General features: G+C 62.1%; 14 protein-coding genes and 2 tRNA genes. 12 read left to right on the forward strand and 4 right to left on the reverse strand.

The genetic code is table 11. The annotated features are described in order from the left end of the window. Nucleotides 1-5 precede the first annotated feature (5 nt). The 10 genes from LQ249_RS03470 to LQ249_RS03515 all read left to right on the forward strand — a co-directional run bounded on the left by LQ249_RS03470 (nucleotide 6) and on the right by LQ249_RS03515 (nucleotide 13004). Nucleotides 6-1427, forward strand: coding sequence for an N-acetylmuramoyl-L-alanine amidase (locus LQ249_RS03470; RefSeq protein ID WP_046384906.1), 1422 nt, complete (start codon nucleotides 6-8; stop codon nucleotides 1425-1427). Beyond that, a complete protein-coding gene (gene mutL, locus LQ249_RS03475; protein ID WP_017849758.1) occupies nucleotides 1427-3340 on the forward strand; it encodes a DNA mismatch repair endonuclease MutL in 1914 nt (637 codons plus the stop codon). Before LQ249_RS03470 ends, mutL begins: the two co-directional genes overlap by 1 nt. Further along, the gene (gene miaA / locus LQ249_RS03480; RefSeq protein ID WP_017849757.1) at nucleotides 3340-4311 is read left to right on the forward strand and encodes a tRNA (adenosine(37)-N6)-dimethylallyltransferase MiaA; all 972 of its coding nucleotides are present in this window, start codon (nucleotides 3340-3342) and stop codon (nucleotides 4309-4311) included. Before mutL ends, miaA begins: the two co-directional genes overlap by 1 nt. A 94-nt stretch (nucleotides 4312-4405) precedes the next feature. Then, a complete protein-coding gene (gene hfq / locus LQ249_RS03485) occupies nucleotides 4406-4666 on the forward strand; it encodes an RNA chaperone Hfq (protein ID WP_017849756.1) in 261 nt (86 codons plus the stop codon). Between the two features lie 12 nt (nucleotides 4667-4678). After that, nucleotides 4679-5980 carry a ribosome rescue GTPase HflX gene (gene hflX, locus LQ249_RS03490; protein ID WP_046384903.1) on the forward strand — a complete coding sequence of 434 codons (1302 nt, stop codon included), beginning with the start codon at nucleotides 4679-4681 and terminating at the stop codon, nucleotides 5978-5980. Between the two features lie 96 nt (nucleotides 5981-6076). Then, on the forward strand, nucleotides 6077-7252 hold the full coding sequence (hflK, locus tag LQ249_RS03495) for an FtsH protease activity modulator HflK (RefSeq protein WP_017849754.1): 1176 nt from the start codon (nucleotides 6077-6079) through the stop codon (nucleotides 7250-7252). Further along, nucleotides 7252-8118, forward strand: coding sequence for a protease modulator HflC (gene hflC, locus LQ249_RS03500; RefSeq protein WP_046384902.1), 867 nt, complete (start codon nucleotides 7252-7254; stop codon nucleotides 8116-8118). The genes hflK and hflC overlap by 1 nt, the downstream gene beginning before the upstream one ends. 280 nt (nucleotides 8119-8398) lie before the next feature. After that, nucleotides 8399-9586: an ATP phosphoribosyltransferase regulatory subunit gene (locus tag LQ249_RS03505; protein ID WP_017849752.1), complete on the forward strand. Its 1188-nt coding sequence runs from the start codon at nucleotides 8399-8401 to the stop codon at nucleotides 9584-9586. 54 nt (nucleotides 9587-9640) lie between these two features. Continuing rightward, complete coding sequence (locus LQ249_RS03510) at nucleotides 9641-10930, forward strand: adenylosuccinate synthase (protein ID WP_017849751.1); 1290 nt, start codon at nucleotides 9641-9643, stop codon at nucleotides 10928-10930. A 139-nt stretch (nucleotides 10931-11069) separates the two neighbouring features. Then, nucleotides 11070-13004 carry a methyl-accepting chemotaxis protein gene (locus LQ249_RS03515; protein ID WP_057003675.1) on the forward strand — a complete coding sequence of 645 codons (1935 nt, stop codon included), beginning with the start codon at nucleotides 11070-11072 and terminating at the stop codon, nucleotides 13002-13004. Between the two features lie 108 nt (nucleotides 13005-13112). Here the strand turns inward: LQ249_RS03515 and LQ249_RS03520 are convergent, their stop codons facing one another. From LQ249_RS03520 to LQ249_RS03535, 4 genes are all read right to left on the reverse strand, one after another. Next, nucleotides 13113-14678, reverse strand: coding sequence for an ABC transporter permease (locus LQ249_RS03520; RefSeq protein WP_126588422.1), 1566 nt, complete (start codon nucleotides 14676-14678; stop codon nucleotides 13113-13115). After that, complete coding sequence (locus tag LQ249_RS03525; protein WP_169881370.1) at nucleotides 14678-15703, reverse strand: extracellular solute-binding protein; 1026 nt, start codon at nucleotides 15701-15703, stop codon at nucleotides 14678-14680. The genes LQ249_RS03520 and LQ249_RS03525 overlap by 1 nt, the downstream gene beginning before the upstream one ends. A 144-nt stretch (nucleotides 15704-15847) precedes the next feature. Continuing rightward, nucleotides 15848-15934, reverse strand: a tRNA-Leu gene (locus LQ249_RS03530). Between the two features lie 176 nt (nucleotides 15935-16110). Continuing rightward, nucleotides 16111-16197, reverse strand: a tRNA-Leu gene (locus tag LQ249_RS03535). A gap of 224 nt (nucleotides 16198-16421) precedes the next feature. Here LQ249_RS03535 and rnr point away from each other — a divergent pair. Both rnr and rlmB read left to right on the forward strand, forming a co-directional pair. Further along, nucleotides 16422-19058 (forward strand): ribonuclease R, encoded by a 2637-nt coding sequence (gene rnr, locus LQ249_RS03540; RefSeq protein WP_232566193.1) that lies wholly within the window; start codon nucleotides 16422-16424, stop codon nucleotides 19056-19058. After that, the gene (gene rlmB, locus LQ249_RS03545) at nucleotides 19055-19810 is read left to right on the forward strand and encodes a 23S rRNA (guanosine(2251)-2'-O)-methyltransferase RlmB (protein ID WP_046384896.1); all 756 of its coding nucleotides are present in this window, start codon (nucleotides 19055-19057) and stop codon (nucleotides 19808-19810) included. Before rnr ends, rlmB begins: the two co-directional genes overlap by 4 nt. Nucleotides 19811-20018: the final 208 nt, after the last annotated feature.

Raw genomic sequence — 20018 nt, forward strand, 5'->3', positions numbered from 1 at the left:
TAGGTATGCGCTTTCGCGCGTTGGTTGCTGTCGTAGGGGTGTTGCTTGCGGCAATGACTGTCAATGCTCTGGCTGCTTCACAGGTGAAGAGTGTTCGCCTGTGGCGAGCGCCGGATAACACGCGACTGGTGTTCGACCTGTCTGGCCCGGTCCAGCACAGCGTCTTTACCCTGACGGCGCCTGATCGCCTGGTGATCGACATCAACGGTGCGACCCTGGCCGCGCCGCTGAAAATCTCCACTGCCAACACGCCGATTACCAGCATGCGTTCGGCCCAGCGCACGCCGAGCGATCTGCGCGTGGTCATCGACCTGAAAAAGGCCGTGACCCCGAAAAGTTTCTCCCTGGCGCCCAACGCCCAGTACGGCAACCGCCTGGTGGTCGACCTGTTCGACAACGCCGCCGATGCCGCACCGCCGCCCGCGCCGACGCCGAGCGTGGCGACCGTACCGGCCGTGCCGGTCAACCCGTCGCAACCGCAGGTCAAGTTGCCACCGCCGCCGCCGGCGCCAGCGGGTAAACGCGACATCATCGTGGTGATCGACGCCGGTCACGGCGGTGAAGACCCGGGCGCTTCCGGTTCGCGTGGCCAGCATGAAAAAGACGTGGTGTTGGCCATCGCCCGTGAACTGCAGCGCCAGGTCAGCGGTATGAAAGGCTATCGCGCCGAGCTGACCCGTACCGGCGACTACTTCATCCCGTTGCGTGGCCGCACCGAAATCGCGCGCAAGAAGGGCGCCGACTTGTTCGTCTCGATCCACGCCGACGCCGCGCCGTCGGCCGCCGCCTTCGGCGCCTCGGTGTTTGCCCTGTCGGATCGCGGCGCCACGTCCGAGACGGCCCGCTGGCTGGCCGACAGTGAAAACCGTTCCGACTTGATCGGCGGGGCCGGCAACGTGTCCCTCGACGACAAAGACAAGATGCTCGCCGGTGTACTGCTCGACTTGTCGATGACCGCCTCGCTGACCTCCAGCTTGAACGTCGGGCAGAAAGTCCTGAGCAACATCGGCCGTGTGACATCGCTGCACAAACAACGCGTGGAGCAGGCCGGGTTCATGGTGTTGAAATCGCCGGACATCCCGTCGATCCTGGTGGAAACCGGGTTTATCTCCAACTCCAACGAAGCCTCGAAACTGGCCAGCGCCAGCCACCAGCAGGCATTGGCGCGTTCCATCAGCGCCGGCGTGCGCCAGTTCTTCCAGCAGAACCCGCCGCCGGGCACGTATATCGCCTGGCTGCGCGACTCCGGGAAAATTGCCCAGGGCCCGCGTGACCATCGCGTCCAGCCGGGCGACACCCTGGCGATGCTGGCGGTGCGTTTCCAGGTGTCGCCTGCGACGTTGCGCAGCGCCAACAACCTGAAAACCGATGAGCTGAAAGTCGGCCAGGTGTTGACCATCCCCGGCACTGAATTGGCGGCACAGTAATGAGCGAATCGATCCTCAACAGCGGCTCGCGCATCGAACTGCTCAGCCCGCGCCTTGCCAACCAGATTGCGGCGGGCGAGGTGGTCGAGCGGCCGGCGTCGGTGATCAAGGAGTTGCTGGAAAACAGCATCGACTCCGGCGCCAAGCGTATCGATGTCGACGTGGAGCAAGGTGGCGTCAAGCTGCTGCGGGTGCGTGACGACGGCAGCGGCATCTCCTCCGATGACCTGCCGCTGGCCCTGGCGCGGCACGCCACCAGCAAGATTCGCGACCTGGAAGACCTTGAACGGGTGATGAGCCTGGGCTTTCGCGGTGAGGCCCTGGCCTCGATCAGTTCCGTGGCGCGCCTGACGCTGACCTCCCGCACGCGCAGCGCCGACCAGGCCTGGCAAGTGGAAACCGAAGGCCGCGACATGGCGCCTCGGGTCCAGCCGGCTGCGCATCCGGTGGGCACTTCGGTGGAGGTGCGCGACCTGTTCTTCAACACCCCGGCGCGGCGCAAATTCCTCAAGGCCGAGAAAACCGAATTCGATCACCTGCAGGAAGTCATCAAGCGCCTGGCCCTGGCGCGCTTCGACGTGGCATTCCACCTGCGCCACAACGGCAAGACCATCCTCAGCCTGCACGAAGCCAACGACGACGCCGCGCGCGCTCGGCGGGTGGCGGCGGTCTGCGGCGCGGGGTTCCTGGAGCAGGCGCTGCCGATTGAAATCGAACGCAATGGCCTGCGCCTATGGGGTTGGGTGGGGCTGCCGACGTTCTCTCGCAGCCAGGCGGACTTGCAGTATTTCTTTGTGAACGGCCGGGCGGTGCGCGACAAGCTGGTGGCCCACGCGGTGCGCCAGGCGTATCGCGACGTGCTGTTCAATGGGCGGCACCCGACGTTTGTGCTGTTTTTCGAGGTCGACCCATCGGTGGTCGACGTCAACGTACACCCGACCAAGCATGAAGTGCGCTTCCGTGACGGGCGCATGGTGCATGACTTTCTCTACGGCACCTTGCACCGCGCGCTGGGCGATGTGCGCCCGGATGACCAACTGTCCGCGCCGATCGTGACGGCGGTGGTTCGTCCGAGCGGCCCGCAAGCCGGCGAGTTCGGCCCGCAGGGCGAAATGAGCCTGGCGGGCAACCTGCTGCAGTCGCCGCAACCCCAGCCGAGCTACACGGCGCCGGGTTCGGGTTCGGGGGCAGGCTATCAGTATCAATACACCCCGCGCCCGCAATCGGCGGTGCCGGCGGCCGAGGCCCAGGCGGCCTATCGTGAATTCTTTGCGCCGCTGCCGGGCGCCGAGCCGAGCGCGGTCGCGTTGCCCGAAGGTGGCGGGGATATTCCGCCGCTGGGTTATGCATTGGCGCAGCTCAAGGGTATCTACATCCTCGCGGAAAACGCCCACGGCCTAGTGCTGGTGGACATGCACGCGGCCCACGAACGGATCATGTACGAGCGCCTGAAAATCGCCATGGCCAGCGAAGGCCTGAGCGGCCAGCCGCTGTTGGTGCCGGAATCCCTGGCGGTCAGCCAGCGCGAAGCCGATTGTGCCGAAGAGCACGCCAGCGTGTTCCAGAAACTCGGTTTTGAACTGCAACGCCTGGGCCCGGAAACGCTGGCGATCCGCCAGATTCCCGCGCTGCTCAAGCAAGCCGAGGCCAACCGGTTGGTGGCCGACGTCTTGGCGGACCTGATGGAATACGGCACCAGTGACCGTATCCAGGCGCACATCAACGAGCTGCTCGGCACCATGGCCTGCCACGGCGCGATCCGCGCCAATCGCCGCCTGGCCTTGCCGGAAATGAACGGCCTGCTGCGCGACATGGAAAACACCGAGCGCAGCGGACAATGCAACCATGGCCGACCGACCTGGACCCAAATGGGCCTGGACGATCTGGACAAACTGTTCTTGCGCGGCCGCTGATGAGTGCCTTGCCCCCCGCGATCTTCCTGATGGGCCCCACGGCCGCCGGCAAGACCGACCTGGCTATCGAGCTGAGCAAAGTGCTGCCCTGCGAGCTGATCAGCGTCGACTCGGCCCTGGTTTATCGCGGCATGGACATCGGCACGGCCAAGCCTTCGAAGGAGTTGCTGGCGCAGTATCCGCACCGCTTGATCGACATCATCGACCCTGCGATGAGCTATTCGGCGGCGGATTTCCGCAGCGATGCCCTGGCGGCCATGGCCGATATCACCGCGCGCGGCAACATCCCGCTGCTGGTGGGCGGCACGATGCTCTACTACAAGGCTTTGCAGGAAGGCCTGGCGGATATGCCGCCGGCCGACGCCCAGGTGCGCGCCGAGCTCGAAGAAGAAGCGGCGCGCCTTGGCTGGCAAGCCCTGCACGAGCAACTGGCGGCGGTCGATCCGGTGTCCGCTGCGCGCATCCACCCCAACGATCCGCAGCGCCTGAGTCGAGCTCTGGAAGTCTGGCGGGTAAGTGGTCAGACCATGACCGAGCATCGGCAGCGACAATCTGCGCAAAGTGCTGACGCAGGCGCATCGGGGCGGTCACAATTGCCCTATACTGTGGCGAATCTGGCGATTGCTCCGGCAAATCGCCAGGTGCTGCATGAACGAATTGCACAAAGATTCACAATTATGTTGGAACAGGGGTTCGTGGAGGAGGTCGTAGCACTGCGTTCAAGAGGTGACCTGCATCCGGGGTTGCCTTCGATACGTGCTGTAGGCTATCGCCAAGTCTGGGATCATCTGGATGGCAAGCTGACGTCAGCCGAAATGCAGGAGCGCGGCATCATTGCCACGCGCCAATTGGCGAAGCGCCAGTTCACCTGGCTGCGCAGCTGGAGCGATTTGCACTGGCTGGACAGCCTGGACAGCGACAATCTGTCACGCGCCTTGAAATACTTGGGAACGGTCTCCATATTGAGCTGAGTCCTTGCAATTGCCGTCTATCCTTGGGGGTGTGACGGCCATAAGCTATTTATTTTCCGATTTTTTATTATTGATCCTTAAAGGAGTGCGGCACATGTCAAAAGGGCATTCGCTACAAGACCCTTACTTGAATACTTTACGTAAAGAGAAAGTGGGGGTTTCCATCTACCTGGTCAACGGTATCAAACTGCAAGGTACGATCGAATCGTTCGACCAGTTCGTTATCCTGCTGAAAAACACCGTCAGCCAAATGGTTTACAAGCACGCTATCTCGACAGTCGTTCCCGTCCGTCCAATCCGTCTGCCTAGCGCGACTGATGGCGAACAGGGTGACGCTGAGCCAGGTAACGCCTGATAGGAGTCTCCTTTGTTCTTTGAGCGCCACGGTGGTGGTGAGCGAGTGATCCTCGTTCACTTGGATGGACAGGACCCTGAGGCGCGCGAAGATCCGCAGGAGTTTCAGGAGTTGGCTAATTCGGCCGGCGCCGAGACCGTTGCGTTTTTTAACGTGCCGCGTCATCGGCCAACCGCCAAATACCTGATTGGCAGCGGCAAGGTCGAGGAACTGCGCGACCTGGTCCATGCCGAACAGGCCGATCTGGTGATCTTCAATCACATCCTCACGCCCAGTCAGGAACGTAACCTCGAACGTGTTTTCGAGTGTCGCGTGATCGACCGTACCGGCCTGATTCTCGATATTTTCGCCCAACGCGCGCGTACCCATGAGGGCAAGCTCCAGGTTGAACTGGCCCAGCTTGACCACATGAGCACCCGGCTGGTGCGCGGCTGGACTCACCTTGAGCGTCAGGGTGGTGGTATCGGCATGCGTGGCCCGGGCGAGACCCAGCTGGAAACCGACCGGCGACTGTTGCGGGTTCGCCTGCGTCAGATCAAGGGCCGGCTGGAAAAAGTCCGCAGCCAGCGCGAACAATCGCGACGTGGCCGCAGCCGTGCGGATATCCCGACCGTTTCCCTGGTGGGTTACACCAACGCCGGCAAGTCCACGCTGTTCAACAACTTGACCAAGTCGGACGTGTACGCGGCCGACCAACTGTTCGCGACCCTCGACCCGACGCTGCGTCGCCTGGAACTGGCCGACCTGGGGCCGATCGTGCTGGCCGACACCGTGGGCTTCATTCGGCACTTGCCGCACAAGCTGGTCGAGGCGTTTCGGTCTACGCTCGAAGAGTCGAGCAACTCCGACCTGCTGTTGCACGTGATCGATGCGGCCGAGCCGGATCGCATGTTGCAGATTGAACAGGTGATGGTGGTGCTGGGCGAGATTGGTGCCCAGGACTTGCCCATCCTCGAGGTCTATAACAAACTCGATTTGCTTGAAGGCGTTGAGCCACAAATTCAGCGCGACGAGGACGGCAAGCCCCAGCGGGTCTGGCTGTCGGCGCGTGATGGCCGGGGCCTGGACTTGCTCGAGCAAGCGATTGCCGAGTTGCTCGGCAACGATTTGTTCGTCGGCACCTTGCGCTTGCCTCAGCGTTTTGCTCGACTGCGTGCACAGTTTTTCGAGCTGGGCGCGGTACAGAAAGAAGAACACGATGAAGATGGCGTCAGCTTGCTGGCCGTTCGATTGCCGCGCTCGGAGCTGAATCGGCTGGTCAGTCGCGAAGGCGTTGTACCGACAGAGTTCATCGAGCAACACACTTTGCAATAAAAGCCTGAGAAAGCGGTTGTGCCGCAGTAGCAGGCATTCTGTAGCATTGGTCGGCGCGCCGTGGGTGCGTCTTTGCTTTATCAGATGGAGAGCGCTATGGCTTGGAATGAGCCGGGTGGCAACTCGAATAATCAGGATCCTTGGGGTGGTAAGCGCCGCAATAATGGCGACCGCAAGGGGCCGCCGGATCTCGACGAGGCCTTCCGAAAGCTGCAGGAAAGCCTGAATGGGTTGTTCGGTGGTGGAAAAAAACGCGGTGGTGACGATGGCGGTCGCACAAGCAAGGGCGGCGGCTATGGCCTGCTGGGTCTTGGGCTTGTCGTGCTCGCGGCCGTGTGGCTGTACAGCGCGGTCTACGTGGTGGACGAGCAGGAGCAAGCCGTGGTGCTGCGCTTCGGCAAATACTACGAGACTGTCGGCCCGGGCCTGAACATCTACTTCCCGCCGATCGACAAGAAGTACATGGAGAACGTCACGCGTGAGCGTGCCTACACCAAGCAGGGCCAGATGCTGACCGAAGACGAGAACATCGTCGAAGTGCCGCTGACCGTGCAGTACAAGATCAGCAACCTGCAGGACTTCGTGCTGAACGTCGATCAACCTGAGATCAGTCTGCAACAGGCGACTGAGAGCGCCCTGCGCCACGTGGTGGGTTCCACCGCGATGGATCAGGTGCTCACCGAGGGTCGTGAATTGATGGCCAGCGAGATCAAGGAGCGCCTGCAACGGTTCCTCGACACCTATCGCACCGGTATCACCGTCACCCAGGTCAACATACAGAGCGCAGCGGCACCGCGTGAAGTGCAGGAAGCCTTCGATGACGTGATCCGCGCCCGTGAAGACGAGCAGCGTTCGCGCAACCAGGCTGAAACCTACGCCAACGGCGTCGTGCCGGAAGCCCGTGGTCAGGCCCAGCGCATCCTTGAAGATGCCAACGGTTACCGCGATGAAGTGGTCTCCCGCGCCAAAGGTGAGGCGGATCGCTTTACCAAGCTGGTCGCCGAGTACCGCAAGGCACCGGAAGTCACGCGTGAGCGTCTGTACCTGGACACCATGCAGGAAGTCTTCAGCAACACCAGCAAGGTTCTCGTGACCGGCGGCAAGGGTGGGCAGAACAACCTGCTGTACCTGCCGTTGGACAAGATGATCGAAGGTGGACGTAGTGGCGCCAGCGCACCGGCCACCGGTTCGAATGCCGCTGCCAACGAAGCGAGCGCCCGTGCGGCTGCTGACTTGCTGCAACAGCAAACACGTACCAGGGAGAGTCGTTGATGAACAATAAATCGCTGACCGCCCTGATTGTGGGCGTCGTCGTGGTCATCGCTGCCTGGAACTGCTTCTACATCGTCGCTCAGACCGAGCGTGCGGTGCTGCTGCAATTCGGTCGCGTGGTCCAGGCAGACGTCCAGCCGGGCCTGCATGTGAAAGTCCCCTACGTCAACCAGGTGCGCAAGTTCGACGCGCGCCTGATGACCCTGGATGCACCGACACAGCGTTTCCTGACCCTGGAAAAGAAAGCCGTGATGGTTGACGCCTACGCCAAGTGGCGCGTCAAGGATGCCGAGCGCTTCTACACCGCGACCTCCGGTCTCAAGCAGATTGCCGACGAGCGTTTGTCGCGTCGTCTGGAATCGGGCCTGCGTGACCAGTTCGGTAAACGCACCCTGCACGAGGTGGTGTCCGGTGAGCGTGATGCGCTGATGGCGGATATCACCCGTTCGCTGAATACAATGGCGGAAAAAGAGCTGGGGATCGAAGTTGTCGATGTCCGGGTCAAGGCCATCGATCTGCCGAAGGAAGTGAACCGCAGCGTGTTCGAGCGCATGAGTACCGAGCGTGAGCGTGAAGCGCGTGAGCACCGCGCCAAAGGTAACGAACTGGCCGAGGGTATCCGTGCGGATGCCGACCGTCAGCGTCGCGTACTGCTGGCCGAGGCCTATCGCGAGTCTGAAGAGGCGCGTGGTGACGGTGATGCGCAAGCCGCGTCGATCTACGCCAAAGCCTACGGCCAGGACCAGGAGTTCTACGCGTTCTACCGTAGCCTGCGTGCCTACCGTGAAAGCTTTGCGAACAAAACCGACGTCATGGTGCTGGACCCGAGCAGCGACTTCTTCCGCTACCTGGAAAAGTCCAAGTAACTCATTGTTCACTCCCGTCGGGCGGCTAAAACGCCTGGCGGGGTGATCCTTTGAGAAAACGGGTGTATGATGCGGCAGCCGGGAAATTCCCGGCTTTTTTGCGTCTGCATGTTTGATTCGGCAGACGCGACAGGTTTTTCGAGGAAAGTGCCCGACGAGGCCGTTTGCAGGCCGTTCGTCACGTCGCTCTTGCGCGTGGTTTATGCCGGGGGCGGGCATTTTCTGCTTCACTCAAGGCTCGGCCGAGGGCTGGCCGCCCGGATCATAGGGGAATGGCGTAATGGCAACGGTAGACCGCTGGCTGCTGCCAGATGGCATCGAAGAAGTACTGCCACCAGAAGCTGCGCGCATTGAAGTAGCGCGTCGCCAGGTGTTGGATCTGTTCCAGAGCTGGGGTTACGAGTTTGTCGTGACCCCGCATATCGAGTACCTGGAATCCCTGCTGACCGGCGCGGGCCAGGACCTCGATCTGCGCACGTTCAAGGTCATTGACCCGCAATCGGGCCGGCAAATGGGGTTCCGTGCCGACATCACGCCGCAAGTGGCGCGCATTGATGCACACACCCTGCGTCGCGAAGGCCCGAGCCGCCTGTGCTATGCCGGCAGTGTGCTGCATGCAAAGCCGCGGGCGTTGTCGTCGTCGCGCAGCCCGATCCAGTTGGGCGCCGAGTTGTATGGCGATGCCAGCCCGAGCAGCGACGTGGAAGTCATCAGCCTGATGCTGGCCATGCTGCAACTGGCTGACGTGCCGGATGTCCACATGGATCTGGGCCACGTCGGTATCTACCGTGGCCTGGCGCGTGCGGCCGGTTTGTCCGGTGAAGTGGAACAACAGCTGTTCGATGCCCTGCAGCGCAAGGCAATCGATGAAGTCGTCGCCCTGACCGAAGGCGTGCCGGCCGAACTGGCTGACATGCTGCGTGCGCTGGTGAACCTGTGCGGCGGCCGCGAAGTCCTGGACGCTGCCCGTGAGCGCCTGGCCAATGCGCCGGCGCCGGTATTGGCGGCACTGGATGACGTGCTGGCGATTGCCGCGCAGTTGTCGGCGCGGTTCCCGCAACTGCCGCTGTATTTCGACCTGGGCGAGTTGCGCGGTTACCACTACCACACCGGTGTGGTGTTCGCTGTGTTTGTGCCGGGTGTTGGCCAGGCCATCGCCCAGGGCGGTCGTTATGACGATATCGGCGCCGACTTCGGTCGTGCGCGTCCGGCCACCGGCTTTTCCACCGATTTGAAAACCCTGGTGACCCTGGGGCGTGCTGAGGTCGAGCTGCCGTCTGGTGGCATCTGGATGCCCGACAGTACGGACGCAGCACTCTGGCAGCAGGTTTGTCAGTTGCGCGGTGAGGGTCAGCGTGTCGTCCAGGCGTTGCCTGGGCAGCCATTGGCCGCCGCCCGTGAAGCGGACTGCGACCGGCAATTGATTCTGCAGAACGGGCTTTGGCAAGTATCGCCACTGGCTTCTTGAGTTTTCCTGCCGGCCATCGCCGGCACCAAGTTTGCGCGAATGAGGACAAGTGTTATGGGTAAGAATGTCGTAGTCCTGGGCACCCAATGGGGTGATGAGGGCAAAGGCAAGATCGTTGATCTGCTGACCGAACATGCTGCCGCCGTAGTGCGCTACCAAGGTGGCCACAACGCTGGCCACACCCTGGTCATCGATGGCGAAAAAACCGTCTTGCACCTGATCCCGTCGGGCGTCCTGCGCGAAGGCGTGCAGTGCCTGATCGGCAACGGCGTGGTGGTTGCACCCGACGCCCTGATGCGGGAAATCACCAAGCTGGAAGAGAAAGGCGTACCGGTGCGCGAGCGCCTGCGTATCAGCCCGGCCTGCCCGCTGATCCTGTCCTTCCACGTCGCGCTGGACCAGGCCCGTGAAAAGGCCCGTGGCGAGCTGAAGATCGGTACTACCGGTCGCGGTATCGGCCCAGCCTACGAAGACAAGGTTGCGCGTCGTGGCCTGCGTGTTGGCGACCTGCTCAACATGCCGCGCTTTGAAGACAAACTGCGTGAACTGGTGGATTACCACAACTTCATGCTGGTGGGTTACTACAAAGAGCCAGCCATCGAATTCGACAAGACCCTGGCCGAATGCAAGGAATACGCTGAGCTGCTCAAGCCGCTGATGCTGGACGTGACGGCCGAGCTGCACGACCTGCGTCGCGCTGGCAAAGACATCATGTTCGAGGGCGCCCAAGGTTCGTTGCTGGACATCGACCACGGTACCTACCCCTACGTGACCAGCTCTAACACCACCGCTGGCGGCGTCGCTACCGGTTCGGGTGTTGGCCCGATGTTCCTGGACTACATCCTGGGCATCACCAAGGCTTACACCACGCGGGTCGGTTCGGGTCCATTCCCGACTGAACTGTTCGACGAAGTGGGCGCGCACCTGGCTAAACAAGGTCACGAGTTTGGCGCGACTACTGGCCGTGCTCGTCGTTGTGGCTGGTTCGATGCCGTTATCCTGCGTCGCGCTATCGATGTGAACAGCATCTCGGGTATCTGCCTGACCAAGCTGGACGTGCTCGACGGTCTGGAAACCATCAACATCTGTGTCGGCTACAAAGATGCAGAAGGTAAGGTCGTTGCCCCGACTGACGCAGACAGCTACGTGGGTCTGCAGCCGGTGTACGAAGAAGTACCGGGCTGGGTCGAATCGACCGTGGGTGCCAAGACCCTGGAAGAGCTGCCCGCCAACGCTCGTGCGTACATCAAGCGCGTTGAAGAGCTGATCGGCGCACCGATCGACATTATTTCGACGGGCCCGGACCGCAACGAGACCATCGTTCTGCGTCACCCGTTCGCTTAATAAGCTGTTGATGTAAAACGCAAAGGGCTCCTCAGGGAGCCCTTTGTCGTTTAAGTTCGCCAAGCGGCACGACCCTTGCTGTGTTTCCTTCTTTCGCGGTGCTATCAAATTAATGGCACCCGTGGTGGAGGGATTCCCGATGTCTGCCGTTCTCTCATTGTTACAAAGTCGTCTGTTGCGGCCGGTGTTCGTTACCCTAGGTATCGCTCTTTTGGTGCAAGTGCTGGTGGCGGTCGCTCTTACTCGGAGCACAGTCACGGCGCTGGAAGCTGATTTGGGCAATCGCCTCGGGGTCGACAGTCAGAAACTGTCCGGCGAATTGGCCCAGGCCGGCAAGGAAGTCACATCCAGCCTGGACAGTTTGTCCAGCAGTACCCGTCAGCGTCTGACCGTCGGGCTTTCCACGCGCCTGCAGGAAGAGCAGAAGCAACTGCGTGCGACCCTGGAAAAAGACCTGCAAGACTCCGCTAACGACATGGCGCAACTGCTGGCCTCCGTGGCGCCTCGCGCCATGTGGGACAACGATGTGCCGACGCTGTCGGAGTTCGCCCGACGGGCCCAGCGCAATCCCAACGTGTTGTTCGTGGTTTACGACGACGCCGCCGGTGAGCATCTGACCCGCTATCTGAATCGGGAAAACCCGATCAACCAGGCGCTGCTGGAAAAGGGCAAGGGCGACCGCGCCCTGGATAAAGTGCTGGACGCCGCCAAGGCGGACCCTTCTGTGTACTACGTCGAAGCGTCCATCAGCCCCAACGGCGTCGAGATCGGCAAGGTTCGCATGGGGGTCTCGACCGCGTCGGTGGAAGCCAACCTGCAGGCGCTGGATAAGCGCTTTGCGACACTGATCGCCAGCGGCGATCAGTTGGTGGGCGATAGCCTCAAGGGGGCGGCGGCCGATAGCGCGGCCGCCATGGGCGCAAGGCTGCAGTCGGCGCAGGCGACCGCTACCCAGATGACCGCCAACACCACCAATGCCGTGCAGGACGCGGCGGGCACCTTGCGCTGGCGCATCGGCATGGGGCTCGCGGCGGTCGGCTTCGGTGTGCTGCTGCTGATCGCGGTGGTGCTCGGGCGGCGGGTGGTCAATCGCCTGAAACTGTTGATCGCGGCCATGGATGATCTGGCGGCGGGCGAGGGCGACCTGACCAAGCGTGTGCAGATCAACAGCAAAGATGAGATCGGCGACATGGCGTCGGCGGTCAATCGCTTTGTGGATAAGTTGCAGCCCATCGTGCGCGAGGCCGGCGATGTGGCGCAGCGTACCGGTGTGGAAATCGGCGCGATGACCTTGCGCAATGCCGGCGCCGATGCGGCTGCCGGTTTGCAGCGCGACGAAGTGGCCGAGAGCCTGCGCGCGCTGTCGCAGATGGCGGATGAGGCGCAGGCCGAAAGCCATGCGATGCAGGCCGCGCTGCAGCAGGTGGTGGATATACGCCAGGCCACGGATGAAAACTCACGCACTTCGGCTGAAGTCGGCAGCTTGATCGAAGCGCTGGCGGGCCAGGTGCAGGCCGGTTCCAAGGTCATCGAGCGCCTCGCCGCGCAAAGCGAGCAGATCGAAGTGGTATTGACGGTGATCCATGGCATCGCCGAGCAGACCAACCTGCTGGCGCTCAACGCGGCCATCGAAGCGGCGCGTGCCGGTGAGACCGGGCGTGGCTTTGCGGTGGTGGCGGACGAGGTGCGTGCGCTGGCGAGTAAAACCCAAAGCTCCACCGGCGATATCCAGGCACATATCGTGGCGTTGCAGCAGGGCGCGCGCGAGGCGGTCGAAACCATTGGCAAGGCCGGGCGCCAGGCCAACGAAGGCTTGCTGGTGCTGCGCGACAGTGTGCGCTTGCAGCAGACGGTGCAGGCCTCGGTGGAGCAGGTGCATGCGGCGATTGGCCTGGCCACTCGTGCGGCCGAGCATCAGGCCCAGGGCGCGCATGCGGTGCGTGGGCGGGTCGAGGTGATCCATGCCCAGGCCGAGCGTGCCGCACAGGCTGTGGTGGAAACCACGGCCAGCGGCAAGGTGCTGGATGGCTTGGCGGCGCAGTTGAAGGCGAGCCTGGGGCAGTTCCGGGCTTAGTGTGGTCTGTGCCGTCGCTATCGGGAGCAAGCTCCCTCCCACATTCGACTGCATTCCAAAGCTGGAGCCCAGTCAACTGTGGGAGGGGGCTTGCCCCCGATAGCGGTTTCAGCGACTCAGATACATCCGCGTCGTGAGCAAATAAACCGGCAACCCCGACACCAGAATCAACAACGCCGCATACGGCGCCGCCGCCGCGAATTCGATATTCGAGGTATGCGCCCACACCGCCGTCGCCAGGGTATTCAGCCCGGTCGGGCTGAGCAGTAATGTGGCGGTCAATTCCTTCATCGCATCGAGAAATACCAGCGCGAATGCCGCCCCCAAAGCCGGGAAAATAATCGGCAGGGTCACTCGGCAAAAGGCACTGAACGACGACGCACCCAGCGTGCGTGCAGCCTCTTCCAGCTGCGGTGCCGCCTTGTTCAAGGCCGTCCGGATCGGCGCCTGGGCCAGCGGCAGAAACAGCAGCGCATAGGCAATCAGCAGCAGTGCCGACGTCTGGTACAGCGCCGGCACGTAGTGCAAGGCGAAGTACACCAGCGTCAGCGCAATCACCAGGCCGGGCAGGGCGTGCAGCAAGTACGGCAGGCGCTCGGCCCAGAGCGCCAGCGGGCCTTTGTAGCGCACCACCAGCAACCCCACCGGCACCGCGAGTGCAAGGCACAGTGCCGCACCGCCCAGCGACAGCGCCAGGGAGGACAGCAGCGCCTCACCAATCTCGGCCACCGGGAACGCGGCCGACGAGCCCACCGCCAGCCAATAGCCGAGCATCCCCAGCGGAATGCCGCTGCCGATGATCGCCAACGCCAGGCAATACAGCTGCCCCAATGGCGCCCACTTGCCCAGTCGGATCTGTTCCGCATGCCGCGCCGCACCCTGGCCGATCCGCACATGTCGGCCCTTGCCGCGCACGCGCAGTTCCAGCCACAGCAGTGTCAGGCACATTGCCAGCAACACCGCCGACAGCATCGCTGCATTGGCGTTGCTGAATTCCAGTTCGAATTGCTGATAGATCGCCGTAGTAAAGGTCTGCAGGCCGATGATCGACAGCGCGCCGAATTCCACCAGCATATGCAGCGCGATCAACAATGCCCCGGCCAACAGCGACGGCCACAGCAAGGGCAGGGTGATGCGCCGGAACACGCCCCAGCGATTCAGCCCCAGGGTGCGCGCGGACTCTTCGAGGGAGGGGTCGAGATTGCGCAGGGTCGCCGCCACCGGCAGAAACACCAGCGGGTATTTCGACAGGGTCATCACCAGGATCGCCCCGCCGAGCCCTTCGAAGTTAGCGCTCAGCGACACCCAGGTGAAGCTGCTGACAAACGCCGGCACCGCAAACGGCAGGCACAGGATCACGCCCCAGAGACGGCGCCCCGGCAGGTTGCTGCGCTCCAGCAGCCAGGCGAGGGATAGGCCGATCACGCCGCACGCCAGCGTCACCCCGACCATCAGCGCCAGGGTGTTGCGCAGCAGCCCGAACACATACGGGCGCCACAGCAGATGCACGGCCTCCGCCCAGCCCGCTTGCCAGGCCTTGAGCCCGACATACGCCAGCGGCAACAGGCTCAAGCCCACCAGGAGCAGCACAGGCAGCAACAGCCAGATCGACGGGCGCTTGCGTCGCGGGCTGTAGCCCCCGCGCAGGGCGGGAGCGCGGAGCGATGGGTTCATCAGTTCAGGCCAACGTCACGTTCCAGGTCCAGGGCTTCTTGCGCGTTACCCAGGTCGGCGGGGGTGACTTTCGGCGGTTGCAGCTCGCTGAACGGCTTCAGGCCGCGACTGGACTCCATGCCCTTGCGCAGCGGGTATTCGGCCGAGGTGTTGGTGATCACGCGCTGGCCTTCTTCGCTGACCATGAACGCCAGCAGTTGCTGGGCTTCTTGCGGGTGCTTGCTGGATTTCAGCGCGGCAGCGGAAGACACGGTGATCAGGCCGCCGGCATCGCCGTTGGTGAAGTAGTGCAGTTGCGAGTCCAGGTTGGTTTTTTCCTTCTTCAGGGCAAACCAGTAGTAGTTGTTCACCAGCACGCTGGCGATTTCGCCGTTTTCCACGGCTTTGAGGGCGACCATATTGTTGCTGTACACCTTGCCGAAGGCGCGCAGGCCGGTCAGCCATTCTTCGGCGGCTTCGCGACCGTGCAGCTTGATGATCGCCACGGCTTGCTCCTGGAACGCGCCGCTGGTGGGCACGAAGCCGACCTTGCCTTGCCATTCGGGGCGGGCGAAATCCAGGACCGACTTGGGCAGGTCTTTCTCGGCGATCAGTTTCGGGTTGAAGGCCACGACGCGGGTGCGTGCGGTCACGCCCATCCAGTCGCCCTGGCTGCCGATGTAATCCTTGGGCAATACCTCAAGGGTGCCGGCGTCGATTTTCGCCAGCAGGCCTTGCTCGCCGAGTTTGTTCAACGGCGGCGATTCTTCGGTGTAGATCACATCGGCCGGGGAGCGCGCGCCTTCTTCGACGACCTGGCTGGCCAGTTGGTTGCTGCTGCCTTTGCGCACGTTGACGTGAATGCCGGTCTTGGCTTCGAAGGCTTTGGCGAGTTCATCGCCGACTTCTTTGTGTTGGCCGTTGTACAGGGTCAGGGCAACCTTGTCGGCGCAATAGGCGGTGGGCGAGAGCAGGGTCAGGCCGAGCAGAGTGAAGCTAAGGCCACGCAGAAGGGATGTCTTGAGATGGGTGCCACGGATCATCATCCGGAAGTTTCCTCGCTTGAGTGCAACAAATCGTTGCAAGGATAAACGATAAAGCTTCTCAAGTACGGATGAAGGAGAAATCCATGGGGTGGTTTTCACACCCCAGAAACGAAAAAACCCGCTTTCGCGGGTTTGATCTGAATTTGGTGCCCAGGAGAAGACTCGAACTTCCACGACCTTGCGATCACCAGCACCTGAAGCTGGCGTGTCTACCAATTTCACCACCTGGGCATTATCAAGCAACGTTGCCGCTGTTGATGGAGCGAACTATACGGAGCGCTTTTTGATCTGTAAACCCCTGATTCGAAAATATAAATCAGTTTTTCGTTAAGAATCAAAGGACTGTAACGCAAAAACCCGCTTTCGCGGGTTTCTGGATAACTCAAGGCTGACCTCGAGTTTTGAATTGGTGCCCAGAAGAAGACTCGAACTTCCACGACCTTGCGGTCACCAGCACCTGAAGCTGGCGTGTCTACCAATTTCACCATCTGGGCAGTATCTTCAACGTTGCCGTCGTCGATGGCGCGCACTATACGGAGTGGCTTTTGAACTGTAAACCCCTGCCATGAAAAAAGCCTGGAAAATTTCGCCAATGGTCGTACAAGGTGCGTGTTGGGGGTCACAAAGTGCTTTAAAACGCTTGTTGACGCCTGAAATTTCCCGTTTCAATACGCGTATGCCAAACTAACCCGCATATAGACAAGGTGAAAACTCTCTAATGGCCGATTGGCAGTCCCTCGATCCCGAGGCCGCTCGTGAAGCGGAAAAATATGAAAACCCTATTCCTAGCCGCGAACTGATCCTGGCGCATCTCGCCGATCGTGGTTCGCCTGCTAGCCGCGAGCAGCTGGTTGAAGAATTCGGTCTGACCACCGAAGACCAGCTCGAAGCCCTGCGCCGCCGTCTGCGTGCCATGGAGCGCGATGCTCAGTTGATCTACACCCGCCGTGGCACCTATGCGCCCGTGGACAAGCTCGACCTGATCCTGGGTCGCATTGCCGGCCACCGTGATGGCTTCGGCTTCCTGATCCCGGATGACGGCAGCGACGACCTGTTCATGAGCCCGGCGCAAATGCGCCTGGTGTTCGATGGCGACCGTGCGCTGGCGCGCGTGTCGGGCCTGGACCGTCGCGGCCGCCGTGAAGGCGTGATCGTCGAAGTGGTGTCCCGTGCCCATGAGTCCATCGTCGGGCGTTACTTCGAAGAAGGCGGCATCGGCTTCGTCATTCCGGACAACCCGAAGGTCCAGCAGGAAGTGCTGGTGACCCCGGGCCGCAATGGCGCGGCCAAGGTCGGTCAGTTCGTGGAGGTGAAAATCACCCACTGGCCGACCCCGCGCTTCCAGCCTCAGGGCGATATCATCGAAGTGGTCGGCAACTACATGGCGCCGGGCATGGAAATCGACGTCGCGCTGCGCACCTACGATATTCCTCACGTCTGGCCCGAAGCCGTGCTCAAGGAAGCCGCCAAGCTCAAGCCGGAAGTCGAAGAGAAGGACAAGGAAAAGCGCATCGACCTGCGCCATCTGCCGTTCGTCACCATCGACGGCGAAGACGCCCGCGACTTCGACGATGCGGTGTATTGCGAAGCCAAGCCTGGCAAGTTGCGCCTGTTCTCCGGCGGCTGGAAGTTGTACGTGGCGATTGCCGACGTCTCCAGCTACGTGAAGATCGGTTCGGCGCTGGATAACGAAGCCCAGGTGCGCGGCAACTCCGTGTATTTCCCTGAGCGCGTGATCCCGATGCTGCCTGAGCAGCTGTCCAACGGCCTGTGCTCGCTGAACCCGAAAGTCGACCGTTTGGCCATGGTGTGCGAGATGACCGTCTCGAAAACCGGCGAAATGACCGACTACCAGTTCTACGAAGCGGTGATCCACTCTCAGGCGCGCCTGACCTACAACAAGGTCAGCACCATCCTGGAAACGCCGAAGACCAGCGAAGCCAAGGCCCTGCGTACCGAGTACGCCGGTGTGGTGCCGCATCTCAAGCAGCTGTATGCGCTGTACAAGGTACTGTTGGGCGCACGTCATGTGCGTGGCGCGATCGATTTTGAAACCCAGGAAACCCGGATCATCTTCGGTTCCGAGCGCAAGATCGCCGAGATCACCCCGACCACCCGCAACGACGCGCACAAGCTGATCGAGGAATGCATGCTGGCGGCCAACGTGGCCACCGCTGAATTCCTGAAGAAGCACGAAATTCCTGCGTTGTACCGGGTACACGACGGCCCGCCGCCGGAGCGTCTGGAAAAACTGCGCGCCTTCCTCGGCGAGCTCGGCCTGTCCCTGCATAAAGGCAAGGACGGCCCGTCGCCGAAGGATTACCAGGCACTGCTGGCCAGCATCAAGGACCGTCCGGATTTCCACCTGATCCAGACCGTGATGCTGCGTTCGCTGAGCCAGGCGGTGTACAGCGCCGACAATCAGGGCCACTTCGGCCTGAATTACGAGGCGTACACCCACTTCACCTCACCGATCCGTCGTTACCCGGACTTGCTCACGCACCGCGCGATCCGCAGCGTGATCCACTCCAAGCAAGACACCCCGCACGTCAAGCGCGCCGGTGCCATGACCATTCCGAAGGCGCGGATCTATCCTTACGACGAAGCGGCCCTGGAACAGCTCGGCGAGCAGTGCTCCATGAGCGAGCGCCGTGCCGACGAAGCCACCCGCGACGTCGTGAACTGGCTCAAGTGCGAGTTCATGAAGGACCGCGTGGGCGAGTCGTTCCCTGGCGTGATCACGGCCGTGACCGGCTTTGGCCTGTTTGTCGAACTGACCGATATCTACGTCGAGGGCCTGGTGCATGTCACCGCCTTGCCGGGTGACTACTACCACTTCGATCCTGTGCATCACCGCCTGGCGGGCGAGCGTACCGGTCGCAGTTTCCGCCTGGGCGACACGGTCGAAGTGCGCGTCATGCGCGTCGACCTGGACGAACGCAAGATCGACTTCGAGATGGCCGAAAAAACCATCGCCGCGCCGATCGGCCGTAAAAAACGTGGCAGCGAAACCGCCGCGCCGGCCACCCAAGGCAAGGGCGCTCCTGCGAAAGCCGCGGTTGCCGAGCCTGCGCCGGCCAAGGCCAGTCGTCGTCCGGCGGCCAAGGACAAGGTTCCCGAGGCCTACCGCCCAAGCGACGCAGCGGCGAAAAACGCCGAACTGCGCAGAAGCCGTGAGTTGAAGCAGCAGTTGCTCAACGAAGCCAAAAGCGGTGGTAAAGCGGCGTCTGGGGGAAAGCCCCACACGGCGGAAAAGCCGTCGAGCAAGCCCAGTAAACACCGTAAAGGCCCGCCAAAAGCGGGTTCGGCCCCCGCGAAAAGCGGCGGGTCGCGTAAACCTAAGGCCAAGTCATGAGTCTGGAAAAAATCTACGGCGTCCACGCCGTAGAAGCACTGCTGCGTCATCACCCTAAACGCGTCAAACAGGTTTGGCTGGCGGAAGGTCGCAGCGAGCCGCGCGTGCAGGCGCTGGTCGAGCTGGCCAACGAAAACCGCGTGGCGATCGGCCAGGCCGAGCGTCGCGAAATGGACGTGTGGGTTGAAGGCGTCCACCAAGGCGTCGTCGCGGATGTCAGCCCGAGCCAGGTATGGGGCGAGGCGATGCTCGACGAGCTGCTCGACCGCACCGAAGGCGCACCGCTGTTGCTGGTGCTGGACGGCGTGACCGACCCGCACAACCTCGGCGCCTGCCTGCGTTCTGCGGATGCTGCCGGTGCGCTGGCGGTGATCGTGCCCAAGGACAAGTCGGCCACGTTGACGCCAGTTGTGCGTAAAGTCGCATGCGGCGCGGCGGAAGTGATTCCGTTGGTGGCCGTGACCAACCTCGCGCGCACCCTGGAGAAACTCCAGCAGCGCGGCCTGTGGGTCGTGGGCACGGCGGGGGAGGCCGAGGTCAGCATTTATGACCAGGATCTCACCGGCCCGACCATCCTGATCATGGGCGCCGAAGGCAAGGGCATGCGTCGCCTGACTCGCGAGCATTGCGATTATCTGGTTCATCTGCCGATGGCTGGCAGCGTCAGCAGTCTCAACGTGTCGGTCGCTACCGGCGTGTGCCTGTTCGAAGCCCAGCGCCAGCGCGGTGCGAAGGCCAAGACCAAGAAGTAATGTCGGGCCTGGCATAGATGCAAAATGTGGGAGGGGGCTTGCTCCCGATTGCGGTAGATCAGTTACCTATCATGTGACTGCCTCACCGCAATCGGGAGCAAGCCCTCTCCCACTTTTGTTTTGTGGTGCCTGGAAGATTGTTCAAATAATCACCAATCACCTTGCGCCCTTCCTCCCCCTTCTCTACAATTGCGCCCCTTGCCTTCCT

The organism is Pseudomonas sp. 7-41, assembly GCF_021233075.1.
Taxonomy (GTDB): domain Bacteria; phylum Pseudomonadota; class Gammaproteobacteria; order Pseudomonadales; family Pseudomonadaceae; genus Aquipseudomonas; species Aquipseudomonas veronii.